We start from the raw sequence: 26300 nt of genomic DNA, 5'->3' as shown, positions 1-26300 counted from the left end.
CGTATAGTAGGCGCATGGCCAACAGCAACGGGCAGCGGGAGCGGTCCTCCGACGGCGGCGTGCAGTCCGTCGATCGCGCGTTGAGCGTGCTGGAGATCCTTGCCCGCAAGGGCGAGGCCGGGGTCAGCGAGATCGCCGGGGAGATCGGGGTGCACAAGTCCACCGTGTTCCGGCTGCTCGGCTCGCTGGAGGACCATCAGCTGGTGGCGCAGACCTACGAGCGGGGAAAGTACCGGCTCAGCATGGGAATCCTGCGCCTGGCCGCGGCGGTGCCGGAGCGGCTCGAGGTCACCGAGCAGGGTCATCTGGTGTGTGAACGGTTGGCGCACAAGCTCGGTGAGACGGTCAATGTCGCGGTGCTGCGCTCGCATTTCGCGGTGAATCTGGACCAGGCGCGCGGCCCGGCCTCGATCGGCACGCACAATTGGATCGGCCAGCCGACGCCCGCGCACGCCACCTCCAGCGGCAAGATCCTGCTCGCCCACCTCGAGGCGGACCTGCGCGCCCAATTGCTGCGCGAGGCCGGGCTGCCCCGGTTCACCGAGCACACCATCACCTCGCGCGAACTGCTCCAGCACCAACTGGACGCGGCCCGCGGCAACGGATTCGCCATGACCGTCGAGGAATACGAGATCGGCCTGAACGCCATCGCCGCCCCGATCCGCAACTACGCCGGACACACCGCCGCCGCATTGAGCGTGTCGGGCCCGGTCTACCGATTCACCGAGGAGCGCATGCTGGCCGCGGCGCCCGAGGTGATGGCCGCGGCCGCGGAGATCAGCGAGCACATGGGATTTCGCGACACCTACCCGCCCGGCACGTGAATCCTTCCGATCAGCGGGAGATTTCGGCGCACAGCCAGTCGTGGAACGCGCCGATGTGGTGCTCGCTGGGCACCAGCACACCGCCGTCGCGGTAGCGGCGCGAGCTCATCGCGGGCTGGCACCGCTCGCACGCGTCGAAGTCCTGCCGGTTGACCCGATGGAACAGCTCAACCGACCGATCCAGGTTCGCGCCCCCGTCGACCACGTCCGGCAGATAGAGCCAATCGCATTCCACCATGGTGCGATCGGCGGCCAGCGGGAACATGCGGTGCAGGATCACATGGTCGGGGACCAGGTTCACGAAGACCTGCGGCCGCACCGTGATCGCGAAGTAGCGGCGGTCCTGTTCCCGGGCGATGCTCGGAATCCTGCGGTGCCCGGCGGATCCGTCGACGGTGAAACCCTCGATGCCGTCGCCGAATTCGGCGCCGTGGCCGACGTAGTACTGGGCGGCGTACCCGTCGGCGAACTCGGGCAGCACCTCGGTGAGCTCCGGATGGATGGTCGCGCAGTGGTAGCACTCCATGAAGTTCTCCACCAGCAGCTTCCAGTTGGCCCGCACGTCGTAGACGACGCGGCGGCCCAGGCTCAGCTCGTCCATCGCGTACCGCTCGATCGACTCGATATCGCCCAGGCGGTCCCGCACGTCCCGGAGCACGGTGGCCTCGAACGGCGGCGGCGCCTCGGCGAGGCTCAGCCACACATACCCCAGCCACTCCCGCACCGCGACCGATCGCAGCCCGTAGCGGACCCGGTCGATATCGGGCATCTTCGTCAGATTCGGTGCGGCGACGAGCCTTCCGTCGAGATCGTAGGTCCAGGCGTGGTACGGGCACTGGAACGCGCGCGTCACCTCGCCGCTGTCCGCGGTGCACAGCCGCGCGCCGCGATGGGAGCAGATATTGAGGAACGCGCGGATTTCCCCGGAGCGAGAACGGTTCACGAGCACGCTTTCCCGCCCGACCTGCACCGTCCGGTACGCACCGGGCTTGTTCAGGTCCGCGGCGCGCACCGCGCAGAACCACAGGCGCTCGAAGATCATCTCCTGCTCGCGGGCGAAGATCTCGGCGTCGGTGTAGAAACGGCCGGGCAGTGTCGATCGCAGGCTCTCCGGCAGGCTCGTCGTCACTGGGGGGCTCCTTCTCTCGCTCTGGTGGACAGCTCCCGCCGCCACCGGGTGAACAGCCGCACCTGGTCGACGCCGAGCACCGCGACCGGCCGCCCGGCCCGGCGGTAGACCGCGACGAAGCTGCGCTCGGCGAGGCTGCCCGCCTCCACGGTCGGCTCGTCGCCGGGAAACACGGTGCCCGCGAACTGGATTCGGCAGCCGTACTGATCGGACCAGAAGTACGGCGGCCGCGGCGCGACGCCCGGGGCGCGGCCGCCGGACAGCAGCGTCGCCACCGCGATCGCCGGGCGCTCCGACGCCGCCGTCCAATGCTCGATCCGGCGATGGCCGCCCTCGGCCGGGTCGTACCAGGCCGCGCAGTCGCCGACCGCGACGATCCGCGAAACCCTTGTGGCGCCGCCGGAATCGCAGCGCACGCCGTCGCCCAGATCCAGGCCGCTGCCCCGCAGCCATTCGATATTCGCGACGCCGCCGATGCCCGCGACCACGACATCGGCCGCGAGCCGCCGCCCGTCGCGGAGCTCGACCCCGGTCACCCGGTCCGCACCTGTCAGCCCGGCGACCCCGACGCCGCAGTGCAGCACGGTGCCGTGGTCGGTATGCAGATTCGCCACCGCCGCACCGAGTTCCGGGCCGAGCGGACCGGCCAGCGGGGTGGGCGCGGCCTCCACGACGGTCACGTCGAGACCGAGCCCGCGGGCGGTCGAGGCCACCTCGGAACCGATGAACCCGGCGCCGATCACCACCACGCGCGCCCCGGGCCGCAGCGCGGCGCGCAACCGCATCGCGTCCTCGAGGGTCCGCAGGGTGTGCACGCCCGCGAGCCGGTCGCCGCCCGGCCACGGCCGTGCCCGCGAACCCGTCGCGAGGACGATGCCGTCAGCGCACAGCCGGGTGCCGTCGTCCAGCAGGAGGCTGCGCGTGCCGGTGTCCAGACCCGTCGCGGTGACGCCCAGCATCCACTTCGCTTGCAGCTCTTCGGTATCCGTCTCGAGCCGCAGGCCGTCCGCGTCGACGGCGCCCGCCAGGAACTCCTTCGACAGCGGCGGGCGGTCGTAGGGCCGATGCCGCTCGGCCCCGACGAGGGTGAGCTCCCCGGCGAATCCCTGCGCACGCAGGGCACGGGCCGCAGACAGACCCGCCAGGGAGGCCCCGACGACGGCGATCCGCTTCACGCGGATCCCTCCGCCGCCAAGCGATTACGCACATCCGGGGGCAGGTCGGTCGCGTCGTCGAGGTCCACATGGATCGTGCCGTCCTCGATCACGACCCGGTGGGTGCGCACCGGACGCTTCGCCGGGGGCGCGTCCACCGCGCCGGTGCGCAGATCGAATGTCGAAGCGTGCAAAGGACATTCGACCCGGCACCCGTCGAGCCAGCCGTCCGCCAGCGACGCGTCCTGATGCGTGCACGTGTCGTCGATGGCGAGGATCTCGCCGTCGTCGGTGTGGAACACGGCGATCGGGGGGCTGGTGTCGACGCGACGCGCCGCACCGCGGGGCAATGAGATCAGGGGACAGATCGCGAGCATCCGATGCCCTCCCTGTAGCGCAATGGGAAACGCGATGTGCGTTACGCAACAGTGTGAGCGGGGTCATAGAGCAGTGTCAAGGATGTCCGGACTTGACAGAATGCCGGGATCGGCCGATTCTGTTGCCTGTCAAGCGATTAAGTGCGTGATACGCAACACTCGCTGGTTCCGGCAGTGAGGAGTCACCGGTGACCACTCGGGAGCACGGCGACGCGGAATTGAGCGTGCACGGCCTGTGGAAGGTGTTCGGCCCCAAGGCATCCGGCATTCCCGGCGATCCGGAGCTGGCCGGGCTCGATGTCCGGGAGGTCAAGCGGCGGACCGGCTGCGCCATCGCCGTCCGCGATGTCGGATTCACGGTGGCGCGCGGCGAGGTGTTCGTGGTGATGGGACTGTCCGGGTCGGGGAAGTCTACGCTGGTGCGCTGCCTGACGCGGCTCATCGAGCCGACCGCGGGCCGGGTGCTGTTCCAGGGCACCGACGTGACCGAGGCCGGGGAAGCCGAGCTGCGCGAGCTGCGCCGCCGCCGAGTGTCGATGGTGTTCCAGCACTTCGGCCTGCTGCCGCACCGCCGGGTCATCGACAATATCGCCTACGGGCTGGAGGTGCGCGGCACGGCCAAGAAGGTGCGGCTACAACGCGCCGCGGAGGTCACCGAGCTGGTGAATCTCGCGGGCCACGAGAACTCTTACCCGGACCAGCTTTCCGGGGGCATGCGGCAGCGGGTCGGGCTGGCGCGCGCCCTGGCCAACGACCCGGAACTGCTGCTGTTCGACGAGCCGTTCTCGGCGCTGGATCCGCTGATCCGGCGCGATATGCAGAACGAGGTGATCCGGCTGCACCGGGAGATGGGCAAGACGATGGTGTTCATCACCCACGACCTGTCCGAGGCGCTGAAACTCGGCGATCGCATTCTGATCATGCGCAATGGCGAGGTCGTTCAGGTCGGGACGGGCGATCGGCTGGTCGGCGCTCCGGCCGACGACTATGTGCGCGACTTCGTCCGGGACGTGCCGCGCGCGGATGTGCTGACGCTGCAATGGATCATGCGCGACCGCCGGTCCGACGACCCGCTCGACGGTCCCGAGCTCGGGCCCGGGGTGGTGATCCGCGATGCCATCGACGCGGTGCTCACCGCGGACCGGCCGGTCAAGGTGGTCGCCGACGAGACGCTGCTCGGAATGGTCGGGGCCCGTGAGATTCTCGCGGTGGTCGCCGCCGAGCGGGGCGGTGTGTAATGGCGACGCTCGCCGTCACCGCGCCCGCGCGGCGCGGGATCCGGCGGCTCACCGCGAGCGGACCCGCCCTGGGCGTGGCATCGGTCGCCGGGGTGCTGGTCGTGTGGATCGTGCTGTTCACCCCGCTGCGCGGCCGCGATACGCTGGCGCTCGCCCCGGCCGACACCACCGGCCTGCATCGATGGCTCAGCCGGGTGCAGACCGCGGTCGGCGAGCATCGCGGCAGCAGCCCGATTTTCACCTACCTGTTCAATCCGGTGCGCGCGGTGATCGACGGATTCGCCGGCGCCCTCCAGGATCTCATCGCACTGCCGGTGGACGGGCGGCCGGTCCCCTACATCGGCTGGCTCGGCGTGGTGGCGCTGCTGTCCTACCTCGCGTGGGTGCTCGGCAGCGGGCGGGTGGCACTGCTCACCGCCGGTGTCCTGCTGTTCGCGGGGTTGCAGGGGCTGTGGCAGGAGACCATGGAGACCCTGGCGTTGACCCTTGCGGCGGTGGCGATTTCGCTGCTGATCGGCATACCGCTGGGGGTGTGGGCCGGGGTGTCGGGATGGTTCCACCGCGCGATCACACCGGTGCTCGACTTCATGCAGATCATGCCGACCTTCGTCTACCTCGCACCGCTGACGCTGATGTTCCTGATCGGCCCGGCGGCCGCCGTCATCGCGACGGTGATCTACGCGGCCCCGCCGGTTATCCGCCTGACCGCGCACGGGATTCGGGCGGTGCCGGAGGACACCCGCGAGGCCGTGCGGTCCCTCGGCGCGACCGGGTGGCAGGAGCTGCGCGGCACGCTGCTGCCGATGGCCAAGCGCACCATCGTGCTCGGCATCAATCAGACGATCATGTGCGCCCTGGCGATGGTCACCATCGCCGCGCTCATCGCGGCCCCCGGCCTGGGTCAGGTGGTGGTGCAGGCGCTGTCGGCGCAGGACGTCGGGTCCGCCTTCAATGCCGGGCTGGCGATCGTGCTCATGGCCATCGTCCTGGATCGCGCCACCACCGCGGCCAGCGTCCGGATGGAGACCCGGCGGCGGACAATGATTCTCGGCGCCGCCGCGACGGTGGTCGCGGTCTGGCTGTCCTACACCTATCAGCTGGTGGCGATCTTCCCCTCCTCCTTGACCATCGGATCCCGGCGCCTCGGCCTCGATCTCGGCACCCACATGCAGAGCGTGGCGAACGCGGTGACGAAATGGGTTCAGTCGCACCTGGCTACGGCCACCGGTGACCTCAAGGACTTCGTCACCACCTGGGCGCTCAATCCGCTGCAAACCCTGCTCGACAGTTCGCCCTGGTGGCTGACCGCGATCGCGCTCGTCGCGATCGCGCTCGTCATCGGCGGTGGTCGCGCCGCGCTCGTCACGGCGGCCTGCCTGGGGGCGATCATCGCGGTCGGGCTGTGGCGCGACAGCATGGACACCCTGGCCGCGGTGCTGGTCGCGACGGTGGTGGTGGTCGCGCTGGGCGTGGTGGTCGGCGTGTGGATGGGCCGCAGCGGTCGCGTGGACCGCGCGGTGCGGCCGCTGCTCGATGCCGCGCAGACGATGCCGTCGTTCGTGTACCTGGTGCCGTTCCTCGCGCTGTTCGCCGCGTCGCGGTTCACCGGCATCGTCGCCGCGATCGTCTATGCCGCACCGGTTTCCATCAAGATCATGGCCGACGGTATCCGCGCGGTCCCGCCGGAGACCATCGAGGCCGCCCGCTCGGCCGGGTCGAGTTCCTGGCAGGTGATCGCCAAGGTGCAGCTGCCGATGACCGCGCGCACCCTCACGCTGGCGACCAATCAGGGCCTGATCTACGTGCTGTCGATGATGGTGGTCGCCGGGCTGGTCGGCGGCGGCGCGCTCGGCTACGACGTGGTGGCCGGGTTCTCGCAGACCAGCCTGTTCGGCAAGGGCCTGGCGGCCGGGGTGGCGATCGTGCTGCTGGGCACCGTGCTCGATCGCACGACGGCGGCCGCGGCGCGGCGGATCGGACGGGTGCGGGCATGAGAGCGAAGATCCTCGCGGCCGCCGCCCTGCTGGTGCTGCTGCTGTCCGGTTGCCACGCAACCACTGTCGCCGATCTCGAGCATCGGGGCGCGCTGCGGGCGGGCAGCAGGCCGTGCGGCACCTTCGATCTGGCGGTCAACGCCTGGGTCGGCTACGAGGCGGACGCGGCGGTGGTGTCGTATCTGGCGCGAAACGCGCTGGGCTGCATGGTCAAGGAGAAGCAGCTCGACGAGCAGGTCTCCTGGCAGGGCCTGTCCACCGGGCAGGTGGACGCGATCCTGGAGAACTGGGGACACGACGACCTGAAGAAGCAGTACATCGACGTGATGGGGGTCGCGCGCAGCGCGGGGTCCACCGGGAACGTCGGGCAGATCGGCTGGTATGTGCCGCCGTGGATGGTCCAGCAGTACCCCGACATCACCGACTGGCGCAACCTGAACAGGTACGCGGAGCTGTTCCGGACCACCGAATCCGATGGCAAGGGCCAACTTCTGGACGGTTCCCCCGCCTATGTGACCAATGATGCGGCGCTGGTGCAGAACCTGGGCCTGAACTACAGGGTCGTGCAGGGCGGCAGCGAGACCGCGCTGATCACGAGCCTGCGCCAGGCACAGCAGCAGCGGACGCCGATGCTGGCGTACTTCTATTCGCCGCAATGGTTTCTCAACGAGGTGCCGCTGGTGAAGGTCGACCTGCCGCCCTACGCGCCCGGCTGCGACGCCGATCCGGCCAAGATCGCCTGCGATTACCCGCGCTACGACCTGGACAAGATCGTCTCCGGCAGATTCGCCGAATCCGGCAGTCCCGCTTACACATTGGTGAAGAACTTCCACTGGACCAATGCCGACCAGAACGCGGTCGCCCGGTCGATCGCCGTGGATCGGCTCAGCGACGACGACGCGGCGAAGAAATTCCTGGACGCGCATCCGGAGCTGGTCGCGCAATGGCTGGCCGGAACCGGGGCGCAATCGCTGCCGTAGCACCCACTCCGGCGTAGTCAACAAGGAGGACATATGGCTTCGAGTCGCTACGACTTCGTCATCGTCGGCGGCGGATCGGCCGGTTGCGCGCTGGCGAACCGGCTGTCGGCGAATCCGGCCACCCGGGTGCTGGTGCTCGAGGCCGGGCGCGCCGACTGGCCGTGGGACGTCTTCGTGCACATGCCCGCGGCGCTGCCCTTCCCGATCGGAAACCGGTTCTACGACTGGAAATACGAGTCCGAGCCGGAGCCGCACATGAACGGGCGGCGCGTCTATCACGCCCGCGGCAAGCTGCTCGGCGGCTCCAGCAGCATCAACGGCATGATCTTCCAGCGCGGCAACCCGATGGACTACCAGCGCTGGGCGGCCGATCCGGGCATGGGCGACTGGGACTTCGCGCACTGCCTGCCGTATTTCAATCGCATGGAGAGCTGCCTGGCGGCGGCCCCGGACGACCCCTATCGCGGGCACGGCGGACCGCTCGCCCTCGAGCGCGGACCGGCGGACAATCCGCTGTTCGAGGCGTTCTTCACGGCCGCCGAACAGGCCGGGTATCCCCGCACCGACGATGTGAACGGGTACCGGCAGGAGGGTTTCGCGAAATTCGACCGCACCATCCGCCACGGCAGACGGCTCTCGGCCGCGCGCGCCTACCTGCACCCGGTGCGGCATCGGCCGAATCTGGAGGTGATCACCCGGGCCACGGTCGACCGGGTGATCTTCGAGGGCAAGCGTGCGGTGGGTGTGGAATACCGGCGGCGCGGCGGCGTGCGGCGCGTGGACGGCGGGCAGATCGTGCTGTGCGGCGGCGCCGTCAATACCCCGCAGCTGCTTCAGCTTTCGGGCATCGGCCGGGCGAGCGAGCTGGAGGCGCTGGGCATCGACGTGGTGCAGGACCTGCCCGGGGTGGGCGAGAACCTGCAGGACCACCTCGAGGTATACATCCAATACGCCTGCACGCAGCCGATTTCCGTGCAGAAATATCTGAAGTGGCGCTACCGGCCGTGGATCGGGGCGCAGTGGTTGTTCTGCCGCCGCGGCCCGGGCGCGACCAATCATTTCGAGGGCGGCGGATTCGTGCGCAGCAACGACGAGGTCGCCTACCCGAACCTGATGTTCCACTTCCTGCCCATCGCGATCCGCTACGACGGCTCCTCGCCCCAGGGCGGCGACGGCTATCAGGTCCACGTCGGACCGATGTATTCCGACGCGCGCGGCAGCGTGAAAATCGTCAGCCGCGACCCCCGCGTGCACCCGGCGCTGCGGTTCAATTACCTGTCCACCCAACAGGATCGGCGCGAATGGGTGGAATCGGTCCGCGTGGCGCGGCGCATCCTCGAGCAACCGGCACTGGCCCCCTACAACGGCGGCGAGACCTCCCCCGGCCCCGGCGTGCACACCGACGAGGAGATCCTCGCCTGGGTGGCCCGGGACGCCGAAACCGCCCTGCACCCCTCGTGCACCGCGAAGATGGGCACCGACGCACTCTCGGTCACGGATCCGAACACCATGGCGGTGCACGGCATCGAGGGCCTGAAGGTGGTCGACGCCTCCGTTATGCCGTACGTGACCAACGGCAATATCTACGCCCCCGTCATGATGGTGGCGGAGAAGGCCGCCGACCTCATCCTCGGCAACGAGCCGCTGCCCCCGGCGACCGTCCCGTTCTACCGCCATCGGCCCGAGGGGGTTGCCAGATCGTTCTGAGTGGGAGCAAAATCGACGGGGTGGATGCGGGGCGGCCGCTCCGCTTGACGGTAGCTCCATCGCCGATGTCATGAGGTGACAGTTATGCGCACGGACGGGGACAGCTGGGACATCGTGTCGAGCGTGGGCCTGACCGCCTTGGGGGTCGCCGCGTTTCGCGCACTCGAGACCATCGATCCGGACCCGATGATCCACGACGAGTACGCGGCGTGGTTCGTCCGGGCGGCGGGGGAACCGCACTTCGTGGAGTTGCTGGACGATCCGGAGGGCGTCGGCATGGCGGCGCGGTTCGGACGGTTCATGGGGGTGCGGACCAGGTTCTTCGACGAGTTCTTCGCCGCGGCCTGGCGGCGCGGGGTGCGGCAGGCCGTGATTCTGGCCTCGGGCCTGGATGCTCGCGCCTACCGGCTGGATTGGCCCGTGGGCACCGTCGTCTTCGAGATCGACCAGCCGCGAGTGCTGGAGTTCAAGGACCGCGTGCTCGCCGAGCACGACGCGGTCGCCAGGGCCGACCGGCGCGCGGTCGCGGTCGACCTGCGCGACGACTGGCCCGCCGCGCTCGCCGCCGCGGGGTTCGATCCGGCGCGGCCGACGGCATGGACCGCCGAGGGGTTGCTGCCGTTCCTCCCGGGCGCGGCGCACGACGCCCTCTTCGAGCGCATCGACGCGCTGTCCGCGCCCGGAAGCAGCGTGGCCGCCGACGATTTCGCGGGCGACGTCTCCCCCGACCGGTTCATCGACACCGAGCAGAAGTTCTTCGGCAGCAACCCGTTCGGCAATCTGGACGTGGGCGACCTGTGGTACGACGACACCCGCGCCGACCCCGGCGACTGGCTGTCCCGCCACGGCTGGACGGTCCAGCACACCACCCCCTTCGACCTGGCCGCCGCCTACGCCCGCCCGATGACCGACATGCCCGACGAACTGGTCGACCTCATCCGCCGAATGGGGTACGTGAGCGCCGAGAAGCAGGGCTGACATTCCGCTCGCCCGCGCGGCTGCGAAGGAACTGGGCGTTAGCTTAGAAAATCGGTGATTTCAACACGAAAGGCACCCCGGCGCATCGAGAATCGAGGCAGCCATCATTCGGCTCCGGCCCACCGACAGGGTCCGGTCGAGCTCTCACCGGGGTGCACCAATGGTCGATTCGCTATTCGCGGACGTATCCGAATTCCAAGTGCCGGTTGACGATTCCTATCCTTACCAGATCTTCTCGTTCCGCTCCAACGACGGTACCTACCAGGACCACAACTTCGCCCGGAACTACGCCTGGGCCGCCGGGGCGGCCGATTCCGGACGGATCGCCTGCTTCATCGTGTACATGTACTGGCGGTCGAACTGGCAGGACACCATCAATACTCATATGAGCATGGTGGGCGACGCCGGTGGTCCGCATCCGACAATGATTTCCATGCTCGACGTCGAATCGGGCGGCAATCCCGGTGGCGACCAATCCGACGGAATCAACAGGGCCTATTGGGGATTGGCGAACTGGCTCGGTTCGACCCCACGGGTCATCGGTTACGCCAATGCCGCCGACTTCGACAGCATGTGGCCCATCCGCCCGGACGGGCTGCGCGTGATCGGCGCGGGCTGGGGCAGCAATCCGAATCTGCCCGGCCAGATCGCCCACCAGTACACCAACGGTCAGGGCTACGGCGGTGGCCTGCCCGAGGGCGCGCCGCCCTTCGGCAACTGCGATATGAACTCCGCCGACGGCCTCTCGCCGCAGGACTTCGCCAATGCCTGCGGCGTCGGCTCGGTCTCGGTGGATCCGGTGGCCGACATGTGGATTCAGTTCATGGGAACCGGCGGCAACGGCTGGCCGCAGCTGGCCGGGCACACCCTCGTCGACGGTGTCGCCACCGTGGGCCAGAGCCTCGGCCTCCCCGGGTTCGCGGCGCCCACCGGACCGACCCAGGTGCTGATGCCCGCGGGTTCCGCCGCCCGCATCCGGGACGAGTGGATCCAGCTGCTCGGGATCCAGGGCACGGGGTGGGCACAGCTCGGCGGCCACACGCTCGTCGACGCCGTCGCCGCCATCGGACAGAAGCTGGGCGTCACCGACTTTCAGCCACCCGCGCGGTAGGAGCACCGAGATGCCTTCGCTGGTCAACCTCGCCACCCGCCAGGTCTTCAATACCGCCGCGCACCGGGCCGCCCGCTCAGCTCGTCATCTCGGCGAACAGGCCAGGGTGGTAGGAGCCGCCCTGCTGGCGCAGGATCACACCCATCCGGTTGGCGGCGTTCACCATGGCGACCATGGCGACCAGCGCGGCGATCTGGTCCTCGTCGAAGTGCTCGCGCACCCGGGCCCAGGTCTCGTCCGACACTCCGGTGTGGGCGTCGGCGAGCCGGGTGCCCTCCTCGGCGAGCGCCAGCGCGGCCCGCTCAGCCGCGCCGAACACGCTCGACTCCCGCCAGGCGGCAACCAGATTGATGCGGACCGCGGATTCGCCCGCGGCCGCGGCCTCCTTGGTATGGGCGTCCACGCACCAGCCGCAGCCGTTGATCTGGCTGACGCGCAAGGCGACCAGCTCCTGCAGGGCCTCGGGCAGCGTCGACTGCGTGATCACCAGGCTCGCATTGGCGAACCGCTTGGTGAACCTGGCGCCGAGCTCGTTGCCGAACATATCCAATCGGGTCATGATCTCGTCCTCACTCCGGTGTTGCACGGTACGAACACCAGATGCCGGCGACCCGGCCCGCGTGACAGGTTCCGGACGGTGACGCTCGTCACAGCGTGCCGGTGTCACAACGCGCCGGTCTCCGGCGTCTGGTGGGTATGAGCCAGCCCGACCAGACCGCCACCGACGCGTTCATGGCCCACCGCAACCTGCTGTTCACCGTCGCCTACGAGCTGCTCGGCTCGGCCGCCGACGCGGAGGACGTGCTGCAGGAGACCTGGCTGCGGTGGGTCCGCGTCGATCTGGACACCGTGCACGACCGGCGGGCGTATCTGGTCCGGATCACCACCCGCCAGGCGCTGAGCCGGTTGCGAATCCTCGGCCGCCGCAAGGAGTCCTACGTCGGACCCTGGTTGCCCGAACCGTTGCTCACCGCGCCCGACGTGGCCGAGGACGTCGAGCTGGCCGACAGCGTCTCGATGGCGATGCTGCTGGTGCTGGAGACGCTCACCCCCGTCGAGCGGGCCGTGTTCGTCCTGCGCGAGGTGTTCGATCTCGGCTACGACGAGATCGCCGAGGCCGTCGACAAGAGCCCGGCCGCGGTCCGCCAGATCGCCCACCGCGCACGCGGGCACGTCGCCGCGCGGCGGCCCCGCGAGGTCGTGTCCGCCGCCGACACCCGCGGCGCGCTCGACGCGTTCCGCCGGGCCATCGAAACCGGTGAGCTCCAGGACCTTTTCGATCTGCTCGCGCCCGACGTGGTGCTGCTGGGCGACGGCGGCGGAATCAAACAGGCGGTGCCGCGGCCCATTACGGGCGCCGACCGGGTCGCCCGCCTGCTCGCCATCGGCCTGCCCAAGCTGCGCGGCCTGGCCCTCGTCGAGCCGGTGCAGATCAACGGCTACCCGGCGCTGCTGTTCCGCGTCGACGGCGAGATCGAGCAGGTCGTGACGGTCCGCATGGACGACGGCCTGGTCACCGAGCTCTACGTGGTCCGCAATCCCGAGAAACTGTCGCGCCTGGAGCGAGAGACCGCGCTGCGCCGCTGAATTCCGGCGGTCCGCGTTACCGGCCGATGTCGGCGAATTACGGGTGGATTTCCGGGATCGCGGCGATACCGCGCCGCCGGACCGGTCACCGGCTATGATCCGAAATGTGTTGCGCCGCATCATTGCTGAGGGGCCGATGCGGCCGGTTCTGGGCAACCTGCACAGCTTGGTACATAGGGGTTGACGGTGGGGGGAGGCAGGTCGTACGGTTCGCCCATTCTTTGTCAAGTTGTTTTCAGGGTGATCGAGGGGAAACTGTGGCCGCCTTGCTCACGGACGAGCATGCACCGGATGCCGAATCGGTTGGCAAACAGGCGAGTAAAGGCCCGCTCGGCCGTTCTCCCGGACAGCTGGCCTGGTTGCGTTTCAAGCGCGACCGGGTCGGCGTGGTGTCCGCCGTCGTCGTGTTGTTCTTCTTTCTCGTCGGTTTCGGGGCGCCGCTGATCGCCCTGCTCCACGGCCGCGATCCCTACACCCCCTACGCCACAACCGGCAATGGATTGCTCACCGACACCGGCTTTCCCATCAAGCCCAACGGCGGCATCGACGGCAATTTCTGGTTCGGCATCGAACCGCATACCGGCCGAGACGTATTCATGGTGCTGGTGTACGGGATTCGCACCTCCCTGCTGATCTCGCTGGCGGTCGTGCTGCTCACCACGATCATCGGCACGATTCTCGGGGTCACCGCCGGATATGTGGGCGGCCGCACCGACTATGTCATCAGCCGGATCACCGATACCCTGCTGTCGATCCCGTCCACGCTGTTCATGCTCGCGTTCATGCCGGTCGCGTGGGCGAGTTATCAGGCCACGGGCCAGGAGGTTCCGGTCTGGGTGCGGGCGGTCAGCATTATCGGGATGCTGACCCTGTTCGGCTGGACCCGCAATGCCCGCCTGCTGCGCGGGCAGGTGTTCTCGTTGCGGGAGCGGGAATTCGTCGAGGCGGCGAAGGTGACCGGAGCGGGCCCCGGGCGGATCATCTTCCGGGAACTGCTGCCGAATCTGTGGACCCCCATCCTGGTGCTGGCGACGCTGGACCTGCCCACCTACGTGACGGCGGAGGCGGCGCTGTCGTTCCTCGGCGTCGGCATCACCGATCCGACACCCGACTGGGGGGTCATGGTCCAGAACGGATCCGGCCTGATCTCCTCGGACATCACCTATCTGGTCTTCCCCGGCATCGGGATGATCATCTTCGTGCTCGCCTTCAACTTGCTCGGGGACTCGGTGCGCGACGCACTGGACCCGAAGGGGAGCCGGTAACCATCGAGTCGCCGGTTGTCGGCGGTACAAGGAGGGCATGAACGGGAATGAAGCGAAAGTACTTGGCGCAGGCCGCCGCCCTGGCCGCGATCGCGGCGCTGGCGGCGAGCGGCTGCTCGGCGGGCGGCACCAATGTCGGCGGCGGCAATGGGCCGAAGGCCGTGGTCAACAAGCTCACCCTGGACCCGGACGGTAAGCAGTCCTACGGTCCGGCCCCGGAGGCGCCCGAGGCCCGCAAGGGCGGCACGCTGAATCTGACGTGGCGCACGGACTTTCCGGACTACGACCCGGCCCGGGTGTACACCGCCCCGGACGACGACGCGTTCCGGCTCATGAACCGACGCCTCACGGTGCTGAAGCAGAACGACGACGGCACGATGGTGCTGGTCGGCGACCTGGCCACCAACACCGGTGTCTCCTCCGACGGCGGTAAGACCTGGACGTACACGCTCAAGGACGGCCTGAAGTACGCCGACGGCACGCCGATCAGGTCCCAGGACATCAAGTACGCGGTCGAGCGCACCTTCGACACCCGGTTCGCCACCGGACCGCAGTGGATCCAGAGCTGGCTGGCCGGGAAGGACGACTTCCACTCGGTCTATCCCGGTCCGTACGGCGGCCAGGAACTCGGGCCCGACAAGATCGAGACGCCCAACGACAAGACGATCATCTTCCATACGCCGCAACCACAGTCGGACTTCCCCTTCGCCGCCTCGATGACCCAGACCGTCCCGGTGCGCCGGGACCGCGACGCCAAGCCGGACGACCTGAACGTCAATGGGCTGGGCGACATGGCAACCGGCCCGTACCTGATCGGCTCGCACGATGTCGACAAGACGCTCACGCTGGTGAAGAACCCGAACTGGGATCCCAAGACCGACCCGGTCCGGCACCAGTACCTGGACCAGATCCACTTCCAGTTCGGCGTCCAGCCCAAACAGGAGACCGACCAGCTGCGGGCGGATACCGATCCGACCTCCGCCGCCTTCTACGATCAGATCGACACCGATCAGATTCAGGCGATCATGCAGGATCCGAACCTGAAGAAGCGCACCGTCGATCAGGAGACCACCGGGGTGGTGGCCTACAACATCAACACCTCCCGGGTCACCGACGTGAACGTCCGCAAGGCCATCGCGACCGCGTTCCCGAAGCAGGACATCATCACCACCCAGGGCGGCCCGTTCTACGGCAATGTCGCCAACACGTTCGGCCCGCGCAGCTCGGTGGGCTACTCGCCGCAGCCCAACGCCTACGGCGTCGGCGACAACGGCGACCCGCAGAAGGCGAGGCAGATCCTCACCGACGCAGGCAAACTCGGCTACGTGGTCAATATCGCCTGGGAGTCCACCCCCGCCGCCGACCGCGAGGGCGCCCCGATGAAGCGCGCGCTGGAGGAAGCCGGTTTCAAGGTCAATCTGAATCCCCTGCCGGACAAGGGTTATTTCGACGCCATCCGGCATCTGGGCAACCCGTACGACCTGATCTGGTACCAGTGGAGCCCCGACTGGCCGACCAACCGCACCGTCTACAGCGCCCTGTTCTACGGCGGCGCGGTCTCCGAGGGCGGTAACAATGTGGCCCAGCTCAGGGAGAAGCAGGTCGACGACGAGATCAACCGCATTCAGGGCATTCAGGACATCACCGAGCAGGGCAAGCAGTACATGCCGCTGGATCAGATGATCCAGAAGGACTACGCCGCGGCAATCCCGTTGGTGTACACCCGCAAACAGATGATGTTCGGCTCGAAGGTCGGCGGGGTGCGGATGGACGTGCTCAGCTCGACCGTCGATCTGTTCACGGTCTATCTGAAGAAATAGAGATACGTCCGAATGTTGGCCTTCCTCACCCGCCGGATCCTCGGCGGCCTCGTGATCCTGCTGATCATCTGCGCGGTCACGTTCATGCTGTTCTATATCGCCCCGGGCAGTAATGTCGCCCGGCTGGCGTGCGGGAAGACCTGCTCGCCGGAACTCGTCGCCGCCGTCGCGCATCAGATGGGGGTCGACAAACCGGTGTGGCAGCAGTTCCTCGTGTATCTCGGCGGCATCTTCGCGGGCCGCACCATCGGCGACAACTATTGCGGCGCACCGTGTCTGGGCTATTCGTTCCATAATCACCGGCCGGTGCTGGACACCATCGTGGACCGGCTGCCGGTCACGCTCTCGCTGACCATCGGCGCGGTGGTGATCTTCCTGGCCGTCGGCGTCGGCTCCGGCATGCTGGCCGCGCTGCGCAAGGGCAAGCTGTCCGACAAGGCCGCCATGGGTTTCGCGGTGGTGGGCGGGGCGCAGCAGATCTTCGTGCTGGGGCCGTTCCTGCTGTTCTTGTTCGTGTACTCGACGCACATCATGGACGTGCCGCACTACACCTCGTTCCTGAGCAATCCGCTGCGGTGGGCGATCGGGCTGCTGCTGCCGTGGGTCTGCCTGGCCATCATCACCGCCGCCTATTACGCGCGGCTCACCCGCTCCTCCATGGTGGAGGTGCTCAGCGAGGACTACATCCGCACCGTGCGCGCAAAAGGCATGGGGCAGGCCACCATTTACGTCAAGCATGCCTTCCGCGGCGCCATGAGCCCGATCGCCACCCTGCTCGGGCTGGATATCGCGGTGCTGCTGGGCGGTGCGATCATCACCGAGACGGTGTTCAATCTGCCCGGCGTCGGTCAGCTGGCGGCGACCTCGGTGAAGGACTCCGACCTGCCGGTCATGATGGCCGTCGTCCTGCTGGCCGCGGCCGCCGTGGTGGTGGCCAATATCGTCGTGGACGTCGTCTACGCGTTCATCGATCCGCGAGTGAGGCTGCGATGACCACACAGATCGAACCAGACCTGGAGCGCCACATGGCCGATCGCGGCGCCATCCTCTCCATGCGGGATCTGACGGTGCATTTCCGCACCGAGGACGGCGTGGTCAAGGCGGTGGACGGGCTGTCGTTCGACCTGGCCCGGGGCAAGACGCTGGGCATCGTGGGCGAGTCCGGATCGGGCAAGAGCGTCGCGACCATGGCGATCCTCGGCCTGCACAACCGCGCGAGGGCGACCATCGGCGGGCAGATCCTGTTCGAGGGAACCGATCTGGCCGGGGCCGACGAGCGGGCCCTGCGGCAGTTCCGGGGCAAGCGGATCTCCATGATCTTCCAGGACCCGCTCACCGCGCTGTCGCCCTACTACACGGTCGGCGACCAGATCATGGAGACCTACCGCCGCCACACCGGCGCGGACCGCAAACGCGCGCGGGCGCGGGCCGTCGAGATGCTCACCAAGGTCGGTATCCCGCAACCGGAACGGCGGGTGGACGACTATCCGCACCAGTTCTCCGGCGGCATGCGACAGCGGGCGATGATCGCCATCGCGCTGTGCTGCGACCCCGACCTGCTCATCGCGGACGAGCCGACCACCGCGCTGGACGTGACCGTGCAGGCCCAGATCCTGGACCTGCTGCGCGAGCTACAGTCCGAATTCGACACCGCGATCATCCTCATCACCCACGATATGGGCGTGGTCGCGCAGATGGCCGACGACGTCCTGGTCATGTACGCGGGCCGCTGCGTGGAGCGCGGCACCGTGCGCGAGGTCCTCAAACAGCCACGCCACCCGTACAGTTGGGGCCTGCTGTCGTCGATCCCGCACCTCGGCGGCGATGTGGACATCCCGCTCACACCGGTCCGCGGCACACCACCGAGCCTGATCGACGTGCCCTCCGGCTGCCCGTTCCACCCCCGCTGCGATTACGTGGCCCGCGTAGGCGGCACCCGCTGCACCACCGAGCGCCCCCTCCTCGACCCGGCCACGGGCCACGGCTCGGCCTGCCACCTACCCACCGAGGACGCCCACCACATCTTCGTCGACGAGATCCAGCCCGCACTGGGCACGGAGAAGGCATCATGATCGAACAGACTCTGCCCCAACCGACCTCACGGTCGGTCGGCGAGGAACCGCTGCTGCGGGCGAGCGGGTTGCGGATGCATTTCCCGATTCGCACCGGGTTTCTGTTCAAGCGCCGGACCGGGGAGGTGCGGGCGGTGGACGGGATCGATGTGAGTGTGGCCGCGGGGCAGACGTTCGGGCTGGTGGGTGAGTCCGGGTGCGGGAAGTCGACCACCGGGCGGATGTTGGCGCGGCTGCTGGAGCCGACCGCGGGGACGATCATCTACGACGGTCGCGATATCACCCATCAGAGCCGGCGCGAGCTGGCGGCCGTGCGGTCCGAGATTCAGATGATCTTCCAGGATCCGTACTCCTCGCTGAATCCGCGGCAGACGGTGGGCGCGATCATCGCCGGGCCGATGGAGATCAACGGCATCAATCCGTCCGGGGGGCGGCGCGCCCGGGTGCGGGAGCTGCTGGAGACCGTCGGGCTGAATCCCGAGCACTACAACCGTTATCCGCACGAGTTCTCCGGCGGGCAGCGGCAGCGCATCGGCATCGCGCGCGCCCTGGCGCTGGAGCCCAAGCTGATCGTGGCCGACGAGCCGGTGTCCGCGCTGGACGTGTCAATTCAGGCGCAGGTGGTCAACCTGCTGCAAAGGTTGCAGCGCGAGCTGGGTATCGCGTTCGTGTTCATCGCGCACGACCTGGCCGTGGTGCGGCACTTCAGCGAGCGCATCGCGGTCATGTACCTGGGCAAGATCGTCGAAATCGCCGACCGCGCGGACCTTTACGATCGCCCGCAGCACCCGTACACCCAGGCGCTGCTGTCCTCGGTGCCCGAAGCCGACCCGGACAGCGCCAAGCAGCGGGAGCGGATCCGCCTCACCGGCGACGTCCCCTCCCCCATCAACCCGCCATCCGGCTGCCGCTTCCGCACCCGCTGCTGGAAGGCACGCAACATCTGCGCCGAACAGGAGCCACCGCTGATCCAGCTGGCCGGATCGACCGAGGGCCACCACGCCGCCTGCCATTTCCCGGAGCCGCGCCATGTCGTCGCCTGAGTCGATCGTGCACGACCCGTTGCGGATTCAGTTCGAGACGTTCATCGATCAGCACCGCGAGATCCTGCGGCACTGCCTCGACGGCCTCACCGAGGAGCAGGCCCGCCGCGCGCTGGTCCCGTCGCGCACGACCCTGCTCGGACTCGTCAAGCACGCCACCTTCGTGGAGCAGGTCTGGTTCGACGAGGCGGTCACCGGCCGCTCCCGCCACGAGATCGGAATCCCTGCGGCATCGGAGGATTCGTTCCTGCTCACCGCCGAAGACTCGATCGACACCGTCCGCAAGGCACACCGCGAGGCATGCGAGGCATCCCGGCGCGCCACAGCCGATCTGGGACTCGACGACCTGCTGCCCGGCAACCGCCGCGGCCCGCTCCCGCTGCGCTGGGTCTACCTGCACGTGCTGCGGGAACTGGCCCAGCACTGCGGCCACGCGGACATCCTGCGCGAGCAGATCCTCGCGCCCGGCGCTACTTCGTCGTAGTGACCTGGGGGATCTGGATCGGGGCGAGGCCGGGGTCGGCGGGCAGGCCGAAGGCCGCGCGGGCCTGCTGCTCGGCCTCCGACGCCGCGTTCGACTTCACCAGGTCGTTGCCGTCGGCACCGGCCTGGTAGGCGGTGTCGAATGCCTTGCGCGCCGCGACAACCCGCGCCTCGCTCGCGCCGTCGTCGACGGCGTGGAAGTACACCACGCGGCTGACCTCCGCCGCGAGCGGCGCGACGATCTGATTGTCGTCGGAGTAGTCGATGGTGGCGCTGTAGTCGTGGCCGCTGGCCCGGTCGATCTTGAAGGCCGGATTCTCGAGGGTGGCCGACCGGGCGACGGCGCTGTGGGCGCGGGCGCGAGACTGCTTGAGCAGGGCCGCCTTCAGCGTCGCCGACAGTTCGACCTCGTGCAGCACATGGCCGGTCACCGGCCCGGCGAAGGCCGAACCACCGGCGGCCACACCGCCCACCACCAGGGCCACCGACACGCCTGCCACGGCCACACAACGAACAGCGAACATCGAACCTCCAGTACCCGAATCCGGACAGCCGCACGGTCACGCTACGACCCACCCACGGCCGCACACCACCTCTGCCGGGAAGTACTAAGGGATTTCGGGTAGCCACCGGTCCGGAGAATAATAGGGGTGAACGGGGTCACAGCTAGTCATTCGCGAGCAAATAGACCTTATGGTTTGCCGAGTTCTATAACAAGTTGCGCATTCAATCACACGATCGGCTCGCCGGAGGTGCCCAGATTTCAGCCACCGGCATTCCTACTTGTGGCGGCAGCATTGCATAGGTACGGTTTCCCCCTGTTCGGAAATATCGCCGAATGCGGGTACCGCGCCCCGAAACACCTTGACAATCGTTGCCGGGAGCTGACAATGGACCAGCGACATCGCCACCATCCAGCGCTGACCAACCGGGAGATCCAGGTGCTCGCCCTCGTGGTGTCGGGCGAGACCTATCGGAATATCGCCCGGAGCCTGGAGATAAGCACGCATACGGTGGACACCTATATTCGCCGCCTGCGCGGCAAGCTGGGCGCCGCGAATCGCACACAACTCGTCGTCATGGCGCTACGCCGCAAGGAATTGCCCTTCGACATCGACCGCGCCCCATCGGATTCAACCTTTCCGAGACCCCGAACAATTTCCGCCCGCCCCGGCCGAATTTAACAGAAAACATCGCGTCACGATCCGACACCCGGAGAAAGTCCAGAAATTCCGGGACCGCGCGGGTCGGCGAGACGATCAATGGCGCGGGTAGCTGGTCGCCGCCGCGAGCATACCGGCGGCCAGCAATCCCGCCAGCGCGAATCTCGGTGCGGCCGAAGCGGTGTGTGTGCCGCCGAGGTGCAGGGCGAGGGTGACGACCGCGACGCCGCCCGCGGTGCCCAGCCCTCGGCTCATATTGACCAGCCCGCCCGCGGTGCCCGACCGGCCCGCGGGGACGGCGGCCATGATGGTGGAGTTGTTTCCCGGGATGTACAGGCCCAGACCGAGACCCAGCACGCCGAGCCATCCGAACACCCATCCGGCGTCGGTCGGTCGCATCGTCAGCGCGGCCAGGGCGGCGACGGCGGCCGCGATACCCAGCAGTTGGCGACGCCGATTCCCCCAGTCGTACGGGAGAATCCGCCCACCCGCCACGGCCGCGAGCGCGAATCCGGCCGGGAGGGCGGTGAGCATCAGCCCGGCCCCGGCGGCGGTCGTCGAATGTAGTTGGGGGAACAGGGCCAACGGCCCGAACAGCACGAGGTAGGCGGCGAATGCCCCCACCAGTCCGGCCGATACGGCGGCCGGGTGCAGCAGGGCCGGATCCACCAGTGGTTCGCGGGCGCGCCGCGCCCACCACACCATGGCGACCGCCGCCGAAATCGACACCGCGACAAGCACTCCGGCCACCCACCCCGGCACGGGCAGACCCGATACCACCGAGATCGCCAGCAGCAGCGTACTGGTGCAGGTGACGAGCAGAACCAGTCCGCGCCAATCGAATTCGCGCAGCGCGGTCCGTTGCCTGGTGCGCGGCAACAGATATCGGCCCGCGAGCAGCGCGAGACATCCCACCGGCACATTGACCCCGTACACCCACCGCCACCCCACCGACCCGACCAGCAGACCCCCCACCGCCGGTCCCAGTGCCAGCCCCAGCGCCTGCGCCCCGGCCTGCACCCCCAGCGCCGCCCGCATCCGCCGCCCCGGCACGCTGGTCACCACCAGCGCAACGCTATTGGCCTGCAACATGGCCGCCCCCACCGCCTGCACCACCCGAAACCCGATCAGCCACCCCAGCCCCGGCGCCAGCGCACACGCCGCCGACGCCACCGTGAACACCACAAACCCCTGCAAATACATGAACTTCCGCCCCACCGCATCCGCCACCCGCCCCGCCGCCACAACCAGCCCCACCAGCGTCAGCAAATACCCCAGCGACACCCACTGCACCCCCGCCAGCGGCGCCCCGAACTCCCCCTGCACCGCCGGAAACGTCAACGTCACCACGCTCGCATCGAGCTGCCCCATGAACGCCCCGACACACACCGCCCCCACCGCCAGCCACCCCGCCCGCCGGTACTCCCGCACCACCCGAGGACGAGCCGACTCCTCGAACATCCACTTCCTTCCGCAGGCTATGGGTTCGATCATTCTGCACCAGCGGTCACGGATGCATCCGAGCCCCCTTCATGATCTTGTCCACCGCATTGCGGGGGCCGTAGACGGCGAGGCCGACCAGGTCGAGGGCGGTGGTGGGGACGGCTCGGACGGCGGCGCGGTTGTCGTGGTCGTTGCCGGTGGTGAACAGGTCGGAGGTGAAGATGGCCGTGGACAATTCGCGGGTCAGGGCTCGGGTGTGGGCGGTGGTGAGGAGTTCCTTGTCGGCTTCGAAGATCAGGACGGGCTGGCGGAACATGGGGCGGTAGCGGGTGGCGTCGGCGTCCTCGTAGGGGGCGCCGATCACCTCGGGGTGGGTGGTGCCCAGGCCGCTGACCAGGAAAGCCGTCACGTTCAGCCGTTGCCATGGCGCCAGGTCCGCGCGGAGCAGGACCGCGATCTTGGTGTCGAATCGCACGTTCTCCATGCGAACGACTCTGCCGCGGCGGGGAGCCGCGAGGCTTGTACGATCCTGGCATGGTTGCCGCGGCGGGGATCGAACGGGTCCGGGCCTGGCAGCCGCTCGTGCCGGGGATCGTCGAGGTCTTTCACGCCCGATTCGTCGAGCACGTGTATCCGATGCACGCGCACGACAATTGGACGCTGCTGATCGTCGACGACGGGGCCGTCCGCTACGACCTGGACCGGCACGAACACGGGGTGCTCGGGTCGGTGGTCGCCCTGCTGCCGCCGCACGTCCCGCACAACGGCCAGTCCGCGACCACCGACGGATTCCGCAAGCGCGTGCTCTACCTGGACCCCGCGCACTTCGCCGCGGCGATCGGGCCCGCCGTCGACGCACCCGCCTTCGCCGATCCGCTGCTGCACCACCGCATTCGCCAGTTGCACGCCACCCTCGCCCACCCCGGCGACGAATTCGAGGCGGCCGGACGCCTCGCGCTCGTCCTCGACCGCGTCCGGGACCGGATGCGCGGCACCGACCCGCCGCCCCGGCGGCCCGATCCGGGACTGGCGCACCGCCTGCGGGAGCTGCTCGATTCCCGGATCGCGGAAGGTATTTCGCTGGACGAGGCCGCCGCCGCGCTGCACGCCGACCCCACCCACCTCATCCGCGCCTTCGGCCGCGAATTCGGCATGCCACCGCACCGGTACCTGATCTCGCGCCGCGTCGACCTCGCCCGCCCCCTGCTGCTGGACGGCATGGCACCCCGAGATGTGGCCGCCACCACCGGTTTTCACGACCAGCCGCATCTGACGCGGCATTTCAAGCGCATTCTGGGCACCACGCCCGGCCGGTACGCACGCAGCGCGCGACGCGGACACGCGCCGCCGGGGCTTGCGCCCGGCGGTCCGCTCGGATTCAATGCAAGTAAGTAGTTACTTGCAGGAGGCTGGATGAGCGGGTCCTCGCGGGAGCGGATCATCGACGCGGCATTGCGCCTGTTCGGTGAGCGCGGTTTCGCGGGGACCACCATCGTGCAGATCGAGCAGGCCGCCGGGCTGTCCGGCGGATCGGGTGCGCTGTATCGGCACTTCCGGTCCAAGGACGAGTTGCTGGTGGAGGCGATGCGGAGCCGGCTCGGCGACCGGTCCGTATGGGGCCCGCTGCTGGATCCGGACTTCTCGGTGGTGAAGTGGCTCGAGTCGCAGGCTCCGGACGGGTCGACGGTCGACAAGATCACCCTGCTGTTCCGCATCGGCCTGGCCCGGATGGACCACGATCGCGATATCAACCGAATCCTGTTGCGGGACAACTCGATCGCACCCGAGGTGCGCGAGGTGTTCCGGCGTGACGAATACCTGGTCTTCGTGTCGGCGGTGCGGCGCGCGCTGACCGAGATGGCCGGTCCGGACCGAGACGGCGAGGACTGGGAGGCGGCCGCCGCGGTGGTGGTCGGCACGATCGCGCACTACTGGCTGATCAGCGACACGTTTCACGGACAGCATCCGACCTCGGTCGATCCGGACCGCTATCTGCGGGCGGTCGCGGAAATGACCGTCGCCCAGCTGAACCGGGCGCATCCGGAAGGGGACAATTCATGAACACCCGTATCACTGTGATCGGCGGCGGTCTGGGCGGGCTCACGGCGGCGATCACGGCCGCCGAGGCCGGGGCGCAGGTGGTGCTGCACGAGGCGCACGCCAGCGTCGGCGGCCGCGGCCGCGCGACCGAGCCGCCCTATGTCGTCCACGACGGCGCACACGTCTTCTATGCCGACGGCCCGCATTACGCCTGGCTGAAGCGGCGCGGCTTCGTCGACGATCTGGGCTGGCCGCGGCTGCGGGACTGGACCCGGCTGGGGTATCGCGCGGGCGGCCGGGTGCGCATGGCGCCCCCGGTGGGTGTGTTGCGGGCCGCCGCGCGGGCGGGGCTGAAGGCTCCCGTCGATGCCGATTTCCGGAGCTGGGCGTCGGCCCGGTGGGGCGAGACGGCGGCCGAGGGCATGGCCAATATGGTCAGCGTCGTCACCTACGACGCCGACACCGGCCGGTTGTCGGCCGCGTTCGTGTGGGGGCTGTTCCAGCGCATTTCGGGCCCGCATCTGCCCGCGGTGCGGTGGGTGCGCGGCGGCTGGCAGCGCACGATCGATCGGATGGCGGCGCGCGCCGCCGAGCTGGGTGTGCGCATCGAAACCGGTTCCCGCGTCGAGGAATTGCCCACCGGCGGCCCGGTCATCGTGGCCACCGACCTGCATGCGGCGCGCACCCTGCTGCGCGACGACACGCTCACCGGGATCAGCGGATACGCGGCGCTGCTGGATCTGGCCGTCTCCGCCGATCGCCGCGACCGGACGCTGGTGTTCGACCTGGACGAGGGTGCGTTCCACGAAAGCTATTCCATGCAGGACGATTCCGTCGCCCCGGCCGGTGAATCCCTGTACCAGTTGCAGATTCCGGTCCGCGCCGACGAGTCCCCCGCCGACGCGCAGCGGCGGCTGGAGAGCTTCGTCGATATCGTCGTCCCCGGCTGGCGCGACCGAACCACCTTCCGCCGCACCGCGACCGCGAAGGGCCGCACCGGCGCCCTCGACCTGCCCGGCCACACCTGGCGCGACCGGCCCGCCATCGATCGCGGCGACGGCGTCTACCTGGTCGGCGATATGGTCGCGGCCCCGGGCATGCGCGGCGAGATCGCCATCAACAGCGCCCTCATCGCGGCCGAACGCGCGGTCGCCAGCCTGCCGCAGTCCGACCGCGCACCCTCCGGCCAGCAGAGCGGAAACTAGCCCGTCACCCTCGCCGACGCGCGGTGAGCAGGTCGCGCACCAGCGTCTCGTATTCCCTTCGCAGCCGCCGGTATTCGGCGTCCAGTGCGGGGACGGCGCGAGCCAGTGCCGCGAACAGGTCGACGCTCTCGCGGCCGAGCTGTAATGCCTCTTCGCGTGGAGTCATCCCCGCGCAGGTCGGCAGGACCGCGCGCCGGGACCGCCACCCGCGCGCCCGGGGATGGTCGACCATCAACCGCGCCACCAGTATTCGGGCGTAGGCCGCGCTGGCCATCCGCTCCGAGGGTGTAACGCCCACGACGCCATCGATGTTCAGGCGATCCAGCTCCGGACCCGCGAATACCGCGCCGACCCGGTCCGGCCGACCGCCGGACGGGTCGGCCAGGTAGGCCGCGGCGAGTGCGGTGCGAGCATCGATCGTCGCGAAATACCGTGCGCCACTTGCCAACAGCGCGGGCACCGCCTCCTGCCCGAGCATCGACAGCGCATGGCAGGCCGCGGTCGCCTCGGTCGGGTACGAGTGCGGGTCGCGGCGCACGGCGCCGACATATCGCAGGAAGCAACGGAAGGCCCGATGGTAGGCCAGTCCGGTCCGAATCGTGGCGGCGCGCCCCTCGACGGTCCGCGCCCGCACCCACAGCTCGCGCGCCTTCTTCAGCCGATCGCCCGCGGTAGTCATATCGCCCC

26 protein-coding genes are annotated in these 26300 nt (G+C 68.8%); 18 read left to right on the top strand and 8 right to left on the bottom strand.

Annotated elements, in window-relative coordinates; all coding sequences use genetic code 11:
• The first annotated feature begins 14 nt into the window (after positions 1–14).
• The gene (locus tag HPY32_RS34880) at positions 15–824 is read left to right on the top strand and encodes an IclR family transcriptional regulator (RefSeq protein ID WP_067589294.1); all 810 of its coding nucleotides are present in this window, start codon (positions 15–17) and stop codon (positions 822–824) included.
• 10 nt (positions 825–834) lie between these two features.
• Here the strand turns inward: HPY32_RS34880 and HPY32_RS34875 are convergent, their stop codons facing one another.
• From HPY32_RS34875 to HPY32_RS34865, 3 genes are read right to left on the bottom strand one after another with little or no spacing between them, the layout of a single operon-like run.
• A complete protein-coding gene (locus tag HPY32_RS34875) occupies positions 835–1953 on the bottom strand; it encodes an aromatic ring-hydroxylating oxygenase subunit alpha (protein WP_067589296.1) in 1119 nt (372 codons plus the stop codon).
• Positions 1950–3128, bottom strand: a complete 1179-nt coding sequence (locus tag HPY32_RS34870; RefSeq protein WP_067589298.1) for an NAD(P)/FAD-dependent oxidoreductase — start codon at positions 3126–3128, stop codon at positions 1950–1952. Before HPY32_RS34870 ends, HPY32_RS34875 begins: the two co-directional genes overlap by 4 nt.
• On the bottom strand, positions 3125–3484 hold the full coding sequence (locus HPY32_RS34865) for a bifunctional 3-phenylpropionate/cinnamic acid dioxygenase ferredoxin subunit (RefSeq protein WP_067589300.1): 360 nt from the start codon (positions 3482–3484) through the stop codon (positions 3125–3127). Before HPY32_RS34865 ends, HPY32_RS34870 begins: the two co-directional genes overlap by 4 nt.
• Before the next feature lie 188 nt (positions 3485–3672).
• On the opposite strand from HPY32_RS34865, the gene HPY32_RS34860 reads away from it, so the two are divergent.
• The 6 genes from HPY32_RS34860 (at position 3673) to HPY32_RS45160 (ending at position 11492) form a co-directional block, all read left to right on the top strand.
• Positions 3673–4722 carry a quaternary amine ABC transporter ATP-binding protein gene (locus HPY32_RS34860; RefSeq protein WP_067589302.1) on the top strand — a complete coding sequence of 350 codons (1050 nt, stop codon included), beginning with the start codon at positions 3673–3675 and terminating at the stop codon, positions 4720–4722.
• Positions 4722–6716, top strand: a complete 1995-nt coding sequence (locus tag HPY32_RS34855) for an ABC transporter permease (protein WP_067589304.1) — start codon at positions 4722–4724, stop codon at positions 6714–6716. Before HPY32_RS34860 ends, HPY32_RS34855 begins: the two co-directional genes overlap by 1 nt.
• Positions 6713–7696, top strand: a complete 984-nt coding sequence (locus HPY32_RS34850; RefSeq protein ID WP_067589306.1) for an ABC transporter substrate-binding protein — start codon at positions 6713–6715, stop codon at positions 7694–7696. The genes HPY32_RS34855 and HPY32_RS34850 overlap by 4 nt, the downstream gene beginning before the upstream one ends.
• Positions 7697–7729: 33 nt before the next feature.
• Positions 7730–9403: a choline dehydrogenase gene (betA, locus tag HPY32_RS34845; protein ID WP_067589308.1), complete on the top strand. Its 1674-nt coding sequence runs from the start codon at positions 7730–7732 to the stop codon at positions 9401–9403.
• 84 nt (positions 9404–9487) lie between these two features.
• Positions 9488–10381, top strand: a complete 894-nt coding sequence (locus HPY32_RS34840) for a class I SAM-dependent methyltransferase (RefSeq protein ID WP_067589310.1) — start codon at positions 9488–9490, stop codon at positions 10379–10381.
• Between the two features lie 160 nt (positions 10382–10541).
• A complete protein-coding gene (locus HPY32_RS45160; protein ID WP_231951678.1) occupies positions 10542–11492 on the top strand; it encodes a hypothetical protein in 951 nt (316 codons plus the stop codon).
• 76 nt (positions 11493–11568) lie between these two features.
• Here HPY32_RS45160 and HPY32_RS34830 read toward each other — a convergent pair whose 3' ends face one another.
• Complete coding sequence (locus HPY32_RS34830) at positions 11569–12051, bottom strand: carboxymuconolactone decarboxylase family protein (protein ID WP_067595927.1); 483 nt, start codon at positions 12049–12051, stop codon at positions 11569–11571.
• A 137-nt stretch (positions 12052–12188) separates the two neighbouring features.
• Between HPY32_RS34830 and HPY32_RS34825 the strand changes: the two genes are divergently transcribed.
• From HPY32_RS34825 to HPY32_RS34795, 7 genes are all read left to right on the top strand, one after another.
• The gene (locus HPY32_RS34825; protein ID WP_067589311.1) at positions 12189–13079 is read left to right on the top strand and encodes an RNA polymerase sigma-70 factor; all 891 of its coding nucleotides are present in this window, start codon (positions 12189–12191) and stop codon (positions 13077–13079) included.
• Positions 13080–13336: 257 nt separating this feature from the next.
• Entirely contained in the window at positions 13337–14344 is a 1008-nt protein-coding gene (locus HPY32_RS34820; RefSeq protein ID WP_197696531.1) for an ABC transporter permease, read from the top strand.
• Positions 14345–14391: 47 nt separating this feature from the next.
• Positions 14392–16164 (top strand): ABC transporter substrate-binding protein, encoded by a 1773-nt coding sequence (locus HPY32_RS34815; RefSeq protein WP_067589316.1) that lies wholly within the window; start codon positions 14392–14394, stop codon positions 16162–16164.
• A gap of 12 nt (positions 16165–16176) precedes the next feature.
• A complete protein-coding gene (locus HPY32_RS34810) occupies positions 16177–17157 on the top strand; it encodes an ABC transporter permease (protein ID WP_067589319.1) in 981 nt (326 codons plus the stop codon).
• Positions 17154–18236, top strand: a complete 1083-nt coding sequence (locus HPY32_RS34805) for an ABC transporter ATP-binding protein (protein WP_067589321.1) — start codon at positions 17154–17156, stop codon at positions 18234–18236. The genes HPY32_RS34810 and HPY32_RS34805 overlap by 4 nt, the downstream gene beginning before the upstream one ends.
• Positions 18233–19279, top strand: coding sequence for an ABC transporter ATP-binding protein (locus HPY32_RS34800; RefSeq protein ID WP_067589323.1), 1047 nt, complete (start codon positions 18233–18235; stop codon positions 19277–19279). The genes HPY32_RS34805 and HPY32_RS34800 overlap by 4 nt, the downstream gene beginning before the upstream one ends.
• The gene (locus HPY32_RS34795; protein ID WP_067589325.1) at positions 19266–19763 is read left to right on the top strand and encodes a DinB family protein; all 498 of its coding nucleotides are present in this window, start codon (positions 19266–19268) and stop codon (positions 19761–19763) included. The genes HPY32_RS34800 and HPY32_RS34795 overlap by 14 nt, the downstream gene beginning before the upstream one ends.
• On the opposite strand, the gene HPY32_RS34790 is transcribed toward HPY32_RS34795, so the two are convergent.
• Entirely contained in the window at positions 19750–20286 is a 537-nt protein-coding gene (locus HPY32_RS34790; RefSeq protein ID WP_156674522.1) for a hypothetical protein, read from the bottom strand. The genes HPY32_RS34795 and HPY32_RS34790 overlap by 14 nt on opposite strands.
• A gap of 366 nt (positions 20287–20652) precedes the next feature.
• Here HPY32_RS34790 and HPY32_RS34785 point away from each other — a divergent pair, with 366 nt between their 5' ends.
• The gene (locus tag HPY32_RS34785; protein WP_067589329.1) at positions 20653–20946 is read left to right on the top strand and encodes a response regulator transcription factor; all 294 of its coding nucleotides are present in this window, start codon (positions 20653–20655) and stop codon (positions 20944–20946) included.
• Positions 20947–21021: 75 nt separating this feature from the next.
• Here the strand turns inward: HPY32_RS34785 and HPY32_RS34780 are convergent, their stop codons facing one another.
• Positions 21022–22386 carry an MFS transporter gene (locus tag HPY32_RS34780; RefSeq protein ID WP_171983204.1) on the bottom strand — a complete coding sequence of 455 codons (1365 nt, stop codon included), beginning with the start codon at positions 22384–22386 and terminating at the stop codon, positions 21022–21024.
• A gap of 46 nt (positions 22387–22432) precedes the next feature.
• Positions 22433–22852 (bottom strand): DUF2000 domain-containing protein, encoded by a 420-nt coding sequence (locus HPY32_RS34775; protein ID WP_067589342.1) that lies wholly within the window; start codon positions 22850–22852, stop codon positions 22433–22435.
• Positions 22853–22902: 50 nt separating this feature from the next.
• Between HPY32_RS34775 and HPY32_RS34770 the strand changes: the two genes are divergently transcribed.
• Genes HPY32_RS34770 through HPY32_RS34760 form a run of 3 tightly spaced genes read left to right on the top strand, consistent with a single transcriptional unit; the run spans position 22903 to position 25613 of the window.
• Positions 22903–23763 (top strand): helix-turn-helix domain-containing protein, encoded by an 861-nt coding sequence (locus tag HPY32_RS34770; RefSeq protein ID WP_067589345.1) that lies wholly within the window; start codon positions 22903–22905, stop codon positions 23761–23763.
• Positions 23764–23781: 18 nt separating this feature from the next.
• Complete coding sequence (locus HPY32_RS34765) at positions 23782–24429, top strand: TetR/AcrR family transcriptional regulator (RefSeq protein ID WP_067589349.1); 648 nt, start codon at positions 23782–23784, stop codon at positions 24427–24429.
• Entirely contained in the window at positions 24426–25613 is a 1188-nt protein-coding gene (locus HPY32_RS34760) for an FAD-dependent oxidoreductase (protein WP_067589352.1), read from the top strand. Before HPY32_RS34765 ends, HPY32_RS34760 begins: the two co-directional genes overlap by 4 nt.
• 4 nt (positions 25614–25617) lie before the next feature.
• Here the strand turns inward: HPY32_RS34760 and HPY32_RS34755 are convergent, their stop codons facing one another.
• Positions 25618–26292: a hypothetical protein gene (locus tag HPY32_RS34755; RefSeq protein ID WP_067589359.1), complete on the bottom strand. Its 675-nt coding sequence runs from the start codon at positions 26290–26292 to the stop codon at positions 25618–25620.
• Positions 26293–26300: the final 8 nt, after the last annotated feature.

Origin of the sequence: Nocardia terpenica (genome assembly GCF_013186535.1) — a bacterium.
GTDB lineage: Bacteria > Actinomycetota > Actinomycetes > Mycobacteriales > Mycobacteriaceae > Nocardia > Nocardia terpenica.
Note: the sequence above shows the minus strand (reverse complement) of the source record. Positions and strands in the feature narration are given on the sequence as shown.